Genomic DNA, 967 nt, shown 5'->3' with positions numbered 1-967 from the left:
CAGTGATTACACCATCTGTCGTAACTTTTTCCATTGCTTCGGCAATCATTTTACCGACTTCTTCGTCATTACCCGCCGAGACAGTAGCAACTTGAGCGATCGCACTTCCTTGTACTGGTTTAGCTATTTGAGCGATTGTTTCTACCAATTTGTCGATGGTTTTTTCAATTCCTCGACGCAAACTCACAGGGTTTGCACCCGCCGCTACATTCTTCAAGCCTTCTTTAATCATTGCTTGAGCAAGGACTGTAGCGGTTGTTGTCCCGTCTCCAGCCACATCTTTTGTTTTTGAAGCAACTTCTTGAATTAGTCTTGCGCCCGTATTTTCTAGGGGATCTTCTAATTCAATTTCTTTGGCAACGGTAATACCATCGTTCACAATTTGCGGCGTGCCAAATTTCTTCTCTAGCAGCACATTCCGCCCTTTTGGGCCCAAAGTAATGCGAACTGCATCGGCTAAGGCATTTACGCCTCGCTCTAGACTTCGCCGAGATTCTTCGTTAAATGCAATAATTTTTGCCATATTCTGTTATCCACGCGCTTCCATTAGCCAATTTAGCACTCTCTAGCCTTGAGTGCTAATTATCAAGTATTATAAATAAATTGCGCTTTAGTTTACAGAACTCCTTTTTAGCTTGTTTTAGGGAGACAGCGAGGCAGTTACTACCCAAAAGTCAAAATATTAACCTGCAATATCTAACTTAGGTTCGAGGATAGCGACGTGAAAGCCTTTTCTCCTATCAACACTCAAGTATTTGGTTTGTAAATTTTGCCACTGCTGCCAAGCTGTATAGTCTGCTTTGGCGAGTTCAGATATTAAGGTAGGAACGGAGCGCTCAATATTGTCTGTTGATGCTTGCTTGAGAAACTCTGTCAAAACATTGCTATCTTGAATCTTGCCAAGAATTTCTTGAATAGCTTTTATATCTTCCAAATAACCAGCATAATTGTCGCCGTAAAACTCACT

General features: G+C 41.7%; 2 protein-coding genes. Both read right to left on the bottom strand.

Annotated features, from left to right (window positions below):
- Window positions 1-523 (bottom strand): TCP-1/cpn60 chaperonin family protein (locus tag AC2VE5_RS28775; RefSeq protein ID WP_486890922.1); only part of this gene is annotated, 523 nt, incomplete at its 3' end.
- A 159-nt stretch (window positions 524-682) separates the two neighbouring features.
- Window positions 683-967: CHAD domain-containing protein (locus AC2VE5_RS28770; RefSeq protein ID WP_486890921.1), on the bottom strand; the 285-nt coding region annotated here is incomplete at its 5' end.

It is taken from the genome of Aliterella sp. E5.1 (assembly GCF_057473825.1).
Note: the sequence above shows the minus strand (reverse complement) of the source record. Positions and strands in the feature narration are given on the sequence as shown.